This window comes from Sphingorhabdus sp. (assembly GCF_044354325.1).
GTDB lineage: Bacteria > Pseudomonadota > Alphaproteobacteria > Sphingomonadales > Sphingomonadaceae > Sphingorhabdus_B.
This window is the reverse complement of record NZ_JBILAF010000108.1, coordinates 1-7,000: the sequence shown is the minus strand read 5'-3', so window position 1 is coordinate 7,000 and position 7,000 is coordinate 1. Positions and strand designations below refer to the sequence as shown.

General features: G+C 56.9%; 12 protein-coding genes. 10 read left to right on the top strand and 2 right to left on the bottom strand.

Going from position 1 to position 7,000, the window contains the following annotated elements:
* Positions 1-677 (top strand): aldehyde dehydrogenase family protein (locus tag ACIQ0G_RS09285; RefSeq protein WP_397577664.1); only part of this gene is annotated, 677 nt, incomplete at its 5' end.
* Positions 677-1,030, top strand: coding sequence for a YbaN family protein (locus tag ACIQ0G_RS09280; protein ID WP_397577666.1), 354 nt, complete (start codon positions 677-679; stop codon positions 1,028-1,030). The genes ACIQ0G_RS09285 and ACIQ0G_RS09280, both read left to right, overlap by 1 nt.
* On the opposite strand, the gene ACIQ0G_RS09275 is transcribed toward ACIQ0G_RS09280, so the two are convergent.
* Positions 1,027-1,542, bottom strand: a complete 516-nt coding sequence (locus ACIQ0G_RS09275) for a sterol desaturase family protein (protein WP_292928804.1) — start codon at positions 1,540-1,542, stop codon at positions 1,027-1,029. The two genes, ACIQ0G_RS09280 and ACIQ0G_RS09275, sit on opposite strands and share 4 nt — an antisense overlap.
* 94 nt (positions 1,543-1,636) lie before the next feature.
* On the opposite strand from ACIQ0G_RS09275, the gene leuC reads away from it, so the two are divergent.
* From leuC to grxD, 8 genes are all read left to right on the top strand, one after another.
* Complete coding sequence (leuC, locus tag ACIQ0G_RS09270) at positions 1,637-3,067, top strand: 3-isopropylmalate dehydratase large subunit (protein ID WP_397577663.1); 1,431 nt, start codon at positions 1,637-1,639, stop codon at positions 3,065-3,067.
* On the top strand, positions 3,051-3,188 hold the full coding sequence (locus ACIQ0G_RS09265) for a hypothetical protein (RefSeq protein WP_397577662.1): 138 nt from the start codon (positions 3,051-3,053) through the stop codon (positions 3,186-3,188). Before leuC ends, ACIQ0G_RS09265 begins: the two co-directional genes overlap by 17 nt.
* Entirely contained in the window at positions 3,178-3,384 is a 207-nt protein-coding gene (locus tag ACIQ0G_RS09260) for a hypothetical protein (RefSeq protein WP_397577661.1), read from the top strand. The genes ACIQ0G_RS09265 and ACIQ0G_RS09260 overlap by 11 nt, the downstream gene beginning before the upstream one ends.
* Before the next feature lie 4 nt (positions 3,385-3,388).
* Positions 3,389-3,982: a 3-isopropylmalate dehydratase small subunit gene (gene leuD / locus ACIQ0G_RS09255; RefSeq protein ID WP_397577660.1), complete on the top strand. Its 594-nt coding sequence runs from the start codon at positions 3,389-3,391 to the stop codon at positions 3,980-3,982.
* A 9-nt stretch (positions 3,983-3,991) separates the two neighbouring features.
* Positions 3,992-4,987 (top strand): NADPH:quinone oxidoreductase family protein, encoded by a 996-nt coding sequence (locus ACIQ0G_RS09250; protein WP_397577659.1) that lies wholly within the window; start codon positions 3,992-3,994, stop codon positions 4,985-4,987.
* A gap of 67 nt (positions 4,988-5,054) precedes the next feature.
* Positions 5,055-5,378 (top strand): DUF1476 domain-containing protein, encoded by a 324-nt coding sequence (locus ACIQ0G_RS09245; protein ID WP_397577665.1) that lies wholly within the window; start codon positions 5,055-5,057, stop codon positions 5,376-5,378.
* Complete coding sequence (locus tag ACIQ0G_RS09240; protein WP_397577658.1) at positions 5,378-5,608, top strand: BolA/IbaG family iron-sulfur metabolism protein; 231 nt, start codon at positions 5,378-5,380, stop codon at positions 5,606-5,608. Before ACIQ0G_RS09245 ends, ACIQ0G_RS09240 begins: the two co-directional genes overlap by 1 nt.
* A gap of 10 nt (positions 5,609-5,618) precedes the next feature.
* On the top strand, positions 5,619-5,951 hold the full coding sequence (gene grxD, locus ACIQ0G_RS09235; protein WP_395629040.1) for a Grx4 family monothiol glutaredoxin: 333 nt from the start codon (positions 5,619-5,621) through the stop codon (positions 5,949-5,951).
* A gap of 12 nt (positions 5,952-5,963) precedes the next feature.
* Here the strand turns inward: grxD and ACIQ0G_RS09230 are convergent.
* The coding region (locus ACIQ0G_RS09230) for an MFS transporter (RefSeq protein WP_397577657.1) at positions 5,964-7,000 on the bottom strand (1,037 nt) is incomplete at its 5' end.

Genomic DNA, 7,000 nt, shown 5'->3' with positions numbered 1-7,000 from the left:
TGGGTGGCCATGCGCCTGTGCTCATTTTCGATGATTGCGATCTTGAAAAAGCCATCACCTTGTCGGCGACCACCAAATTCCGGAACGCCGGACAAGTATGTATATCACCGACGCGTTTCTATGTGCAGGAAGGCGTCTACGACCGCTTTGTCGCTGGCTTTGCCGCGCATACAAAGAATGTGCAGGTCGGCAACGGATTGGACGCCGGCACCGTCATGGGGCCACTGGCCAATGCGCGGCGGCCATCGGCCATCGCCGCCCTCGTGGAAGATGCAACGTCAAAGGGCGCGAAGCTGTTGGCGGGCGGCACACGCGGCGAACAAGGCTATTTCTTTCAGCCCACGGTGCTCGCGGACGTTCCCATGTCCGCAGACGTCATGGACAATGAACCATTTGGCCCCGTTGCGCTGATGCGGCCATTCAAGACGTTGGACGAAGCCATTGAACAGGCAAACCGCCTGCCCTTTGGGCTTGCGGCTTATGCCTTCACCGAAAACGCGCGGCAGGCGAACCTTGTGGCTGATGCGTTGGATACCGGCATGGTTGGGCTCAACAGCTTTGTGATTTCTATGCCTGACGCGCCCTTCGGCGGGGTTAAGGAATCCGGCTTTGGCAGCGAAGGCGGCCCCGAAGGTCTCGACAGCTATTATGTGACCAAAGCGGTCCATCAATATTGATAAAGCGGCAGCTCTGGCTGATCGGTGGGCTGTGCGCTCTGGCGCTTGGCACCGTGGGCATAGCGCTGCCGTTGCTGCCGACCGTACCCTTTATGATATTGGCGGCCTTTTGCTTTGCGCGCAGCAGCCCAGCGCTTGAAGCCCGCTTGATGAACCATCCCGCATTCGGGCATCATCTTGTTGCTTGGCGTGAAAAAGGGGTGGTGAGCAGACGCGGCAAATGGTCGGCAACCGTCGCCTTTGGCGTCAGCATAGCGATTGGTTTGATCACGTTGGCATTGCCGTGGTCGTTGATACCACTGGGCGTTGCAATATTGTGTCTTGGCTGGATTTGGCGAAAACCCGAAGCTTAAATCGCCGCGTCGCGGACTATTGCGGTCCCGGCCTCGCGTTGTTTTTTGAGATCCGCCTTCAACTTTGCAGGATCACGCGCAAATACGAAACCAAAGCTGACGCCGCCTTCCTTGCCGATGGTGGCATGGTGCAATTTGTGCGCCTGAACCAACCGCTTAGCGTAACCACTGCGCGGCACATATTTAAAGTAACGCTGATGCACGAGGCCATCATGCACCACAGTGTAGATGATGCCGTAAAATAGCACGCCAAGGCCAATCCACGTGGCTGGCTCCCAAGCTTTCTCGCCGAGCAACAAAGGGCTGCCAATCGCAAATAAGGAGATGCTCGTAACCGCGCCAACAATCCCATAAAGATCGTTCTTTTCCAGCGCGTTATCATGTGGCTCGTGATGGTCACGGTGCCAGCCCCAGCCCCAACCGTGCATGATATATTTATGGCTCGACCACGCCACCCATTCCATGACGAAGACGGTGCCGACCACAATGAGGATGATGCTGATAATGCTCATGCTGTTCCCATTAGACGCAAATGGCGGAATATTGAAGTGCAACGATTGTCACCTCACTTGATTTCGTTGCAATCAGTTCTATGGCATTTTTATTATGTCCACACCGCAAACACTGTACGAAAAAATCTGGAACGCCCATGTCGTCGAACAACGCGACGATGGCACCTGCCTGATCTTCATTGACCGCCACCTTGTGCACGAAGTGACCAGTCCGCAGGCTTTTGAAGGCCTACGGGCGGCAGGACGCCGTGTCCGCAGACCCGATTTGACTTTGGCTGTGCCGGACCACAACCTGCCCACCACCGCGCGTCTGGACAGCCACGGACAACCGATCCCGATTGCAGACCCCGAAAGCGCCCAGCAATTGGAAGCGCTGGAGCGAAACGCGCCCGAGTTCGGTATTAAATATATTCATGCCTCCGATGCCAAGCAGGGTATTGTCCATGTTGTCGGGCCAGAGCAGGGCTTTTCCCTGCCCGGGACGACGATTGTGTGCGGCGACAGCCACACCGCTTGCCATGGTGGCCTTGGCGCGTTGGCATTCGGCATTGGTACATCTGAGGTCGAGCATGTTCTGGCGACGCAGACGCTCCAACTGACACGTTCAAAGTCCATGGAAGTACGCGTCGAGGGCGAATTGCGCGCAGGTGTGTCCGCCAAGGACGTGGTGCTGCATATCACCGGCGTACTTGGTGCGGCCGGCGGCAGCGGCCATGTCATCGAATATACCGGATCCGTCATCCGCGCGCTCAGCGTCGAAGGGCGGCTGACCATTTCCAACATGGCGATTGAACATGGCGCGCGCGCGGGCCTCGTGGCACCCGACGACACCACTTTTGCTTATATCAAGGGCCGGCCTATGGCCCCGTCAGGCGCAAACTGGGACGCAGCGGTTGCCTATTGGCGTACGCTCGCGACCGACCCGGGCGCAACCTATGACAAGATCGTGTCGATTGATGCCGCGGATATCGCACCCAGCGTCACATGGGGCACCAGCCCCGAAGATGTGTTGCCGATCACAGGCATCGTCCCCGATCCGTCCGCTTTTGCCGATCCGTCCAAGCAGGAAGCCGCACGCAAATCGCTGGATTATATGGGGCTGACACCCGGCACACGGATGACCGATATCGAAGTGCAGAATATCTTCATCGGCAGCTGCACCAACAGCCGCATCGAAGATCTGCGCGCTGCCGCTGAAATCTTAAAAGGCCGCAAAAAGGCGGCGAACGTCAAATGGGCAATTGTCGTCCCCGGCAGTGGCCTTGTGAAGCAACAGGCCGAGGATGAGGGTCTGGACCGGATATTTACCGACGCTGGGTTCGAATGGCGCGAGCCGGGCTGTTCGGCTTGTTTGGGGATGAACCCCGACAAGGTGCCCGCTGGCGAACGTTGCGCATCAACCAGCAACCGGAATTTCGTCGGCCGCCAAGGCCCAGGCGCACGCACCCATCTTGTAAGCCCGGCAATGGCGGCAGCTGCTGCTGTTGCTGGCAAGCTGACGGATGTCCGTGCATTCGCCAGCTAAGGGTACCGCGCGCACGGCACCGCTGGCCTATGCGGCGGTGCCGGTGAAGCTATTCCCTTTACTTGTCACAAATGCCGAAGCTAAAGCAGTTGGCATCAAGGAAGAGGCTTATGACCAATAAAAAATCCAATGATGGCGACACATGGTCGACCACAGCCAAGGTTGGCGCTGCAGTGGGTTCGGCGGCATTGATGGCCGCGTTGATTTACGCAGGACGCCGCAGTCTGACCCAGAAAAAGGGAAAGCTGGAACCGCTGTCGCCTGAGCCCGAAGTTGCGCCGATGACGCACAATCAACCCAAGACGGACACGGACTAAAGGCATGAAAGCGATAAGCCGTGTTGAGGGCCGGGCCTATCCCGTCGGATTGAAAAATATCGACACCGACGTGATCATACCGGCGGCGTGGCTTAAAACCATTAGCCGCGCTGGATTGGGCAAGGGCGCGTTCGAAAGCTTGCGCGCGGTCCCGGGCAACGTATTTGACGATCCTGAATATGCCGGTGCGCCGATATTGATCGCCGGCGACAATTTCGGTTGCGGATCGAGCCGCGAACATGCGGCGTGGGCCATGGCCGATATGGGCATATCAGCGGTGATTGCGCCGAGCTTTTCCGACATATTTTCGGGCAATGCGTTCAAGAATGGTTTGCTCGCTATCGTCCTTCCGCAGGCGGCGATTGACCGTTTGATGGAAGTCGCACGGACCGATGAGATTCACATCGATCTGGAAACACAAACCGTCACCACGCCGTTTCAGGACCGGTTCGAATTTGAAATCGATCCGTTCCGCAAACATTGCCTGATTAACGGTGTAGACGAAATCGGCCTGACGCTGAAAAGCAGCGACGCGATTTCAGTGTACGAAACCAAATTATCTGCGGACCGGCCCTGGCTGGCGCCAAACCCCGTTTAGGAGAGAGACATGCGCGCTTTATTATCAACCGCAAGCGGCGGCCCAGAAACACTTGTCATGGGCGAACTGCCTGAACCCACCGCCGGACCCGGTCAGGTTGTGGTCGCGGTAAAGGCCTGTTCGATTAATTTTCCCGACACGCTGATGATTGTCGACCTCTATCAATTCAAACCTGAGCGTCCCTTTGCGCCGGGCGGCGAAATTGCGGGCACAGTCGAAGCCATTGGCGAAGGCGTGACCGGCTTTGCCATTGGCGACCGCGTCATTGGCCTGTGCGGCAATGGCGGCCTGACCGAGAAAGTCGCGGTCGCAGCGTTCAATTGCTTCAAAATGCCCGACTCCATGTCCTTTGACGATGGCGCAGCTTTGTTAATGACCTATGGCACGTCAATCCACGCGCTGAAGGATCGCGGCCATATGAAGTCGGGTGACAATGTCCTTGTCCTTGGCGGCGCAGGCGGCATCGGGATTTCGGCCATTGAACTGGCCAAGGCATTTGGCGGCCGTGTGGTCGCTGGTGTCTCCAGCGAGGCAAAGGCAGACATTGCGCGCGAAGCAGGCGCTGACGAAGTGGTCGTCTACCCGCACCAGCCGTTTGACAAGGACCAGTCCAAAGCTGTCGCCGAACTGTTCAAAACGGCCGCTGGCCGGGACGGATACAATATCATTTATGACACCGTGGGTGGCGACTATAGCGAACCTGCCGTCCGGTCGATTGCGTGGGAAGGCAAGTTTCTCGTTGTTGGCTTTCCCGCCGGGATCGCGAAATTGCCATTGAACCTCACATTGCTGAAAAGCTGCGACGTGTGCGGCGTTTTCTGGGGCGCCTTTGCCGCACGTACGCCGCAGAAAAATCACGCCAACATTGCAGAGCTGTTTGACTTATATGCAGCGGGCAAGATCAAGCCGCGCATTTCCGAAACATTCGCACTTGCGGACGCCGGAACAGCAATCGCACGCTTGGGTGATCGGGCAGCTGTTGGAAAGCTGGTTGTACACATTTAACAAGACCGGCCTTGTTGCGCGACGATGCAGGCATTATCTTTGAACAACAGCAAATTGGAACGGCATGATGACAACTTTCGACAATCGCGAAAAAGCCTTTGAAAACAAGTTCGCACATGATGCGGACCTGCAATTCAAGATTACCGCCCGCCGCAACAAGCTGGTAGGTCAGTGGGCAGCCGAAAAAATGGGCCTGACCCCCGAAGAAACGACCGCCTATGCAACATCGGTCGTGCAAGCGGACTTTGAAGAAGCGGGCGACGAAGACGTCATCCGTAAGCTGCTTGGTGATTTGACATCGGCCGGTGTCGACGTGGATGACGCGATGATCCGCGCTGCGCTCGAAGACAAAATGGTGGAAGCCCGCCGTCAATTTATCGAGCCTGCATAATGGCGATGCAAGCCCACGAAATTGAGGAAATGATTCAAGCCGCCCTTCCCGATGCGATTGTCGAAATCACTGACCTTGCGGGCGACGGCAACCATTATGCCGCACGCGTCGTCAGCGAGAGCTTTCGCGGCATGCCGCGCGTAAAACAGCACAAGGCCGTGTATGACGCCCTGGGCGGACGCATGGGCGGTGTCTTGCATGCCCTTCAGCTGACAACAGCCATCCCCTGATTATTGGAGTATTGAAATGAGCGTTAACGAACGGATCGATGAGATCGTCAAAGGCAATGATGTCGTCCTTTTCATGAAAGGTTCGCCATTGTTTCCGCAGTGCGGATTTTCCAGCAAGGCGATCGCCATTCTTGACCATCTGAATGTCGCTTATGAAAGCGTCGATGTATTGCAGGATATGGAAATCCGTGCGGGCATCAAAGATTACAGCGACTGGCCAACTATCCCGCAGCTGTACGTCAAAGGCGAGTTCCTTGGTGGTTCGGACATCATGATGGAAATGTACGAAGCGGGCGAACTGCAAGCAATTGTGGACGCGGAAGGCTTGGCCAAGGCTGGCTAAGCCGCGCTGCTATCAAGCGGGGGCGGGTTCAACCCCGCCTTCCGCGCGGCGGATATGCGGCAGCAGCAGGTGCAGCCAGCCTAATGCAAGCAGATAAGAAACAGCCGCAAAGATAAATAAAGGGGTGTAGCCAAGCCCCGCCGCCAAAACAGCGCCAGTCACCAATTGGATCAGGGCGCCGCCCATATTACCCATGAAAGCCCCAAAGGCCGTTACGCGGCCAACCTTTGCGCGTGGCACAACATCGGTAATGATGGAAAATATCGACAGGGAAAAACCCTGATGTCCGGCCATGACGACGCCCATCATGATCGCCACTGGCCAGAATGAATCCAGCGTAAGTACGAACGGCAGCGGCACGACGATGGCTGCGGATCCCAGCATGATCGTCTTGCGTACGCGGTTGACGCTCCAGCCCGCTTCCAAAAGTCGTGTCGACAGCCAGCCTGCGAACAATGCCCCCGCGCCCGAGCCAAAAAAAGCGATGGCCAAAGGTATTGCGAGTTCGCTGGTCGTAAGGCCGAATTCCTTGCGATAAAAATCGGGTAGCCAGAAATTTATGAGCCACCATGTCGCATCCGACAGCGCCTTTGCGATGACAATCGCCCACGTACGCCGTTCAAATAATATCGGCCCATATGGCGCGCCGCCATCGGAAAAGTCGCGATTGGCATCTTCAGCCTGATCATCAAATTTTACGCCGCGTGCGAACCACAGCCATAATCCAAGCGTGACAAAGCCACCGATGCCCCCAAAGATAAGCGCGCCTCGCCACCCCCAGATGGCAGCGATCACGGGAATGAAAAAGGGCATGGCAATTGTACCAAGGCCCGCAATTGCCGTGCCCACCCCAAAAGCAAACGACCGTTTGTCTGCTGGGAACAGGGTCGCAACAGTCTTGATGGTCAGCGGTGTCTGCACCGCTTCGGTCGCACCAAGCCCGATGCGCGCGGCGACAACATGCCATCCGGCAATCGCCCACCCATGTGCCATGGCTGCAAGGCTCCAGGTCGTTACACCCGCTACCATCGATCGCAACACGCCCAATT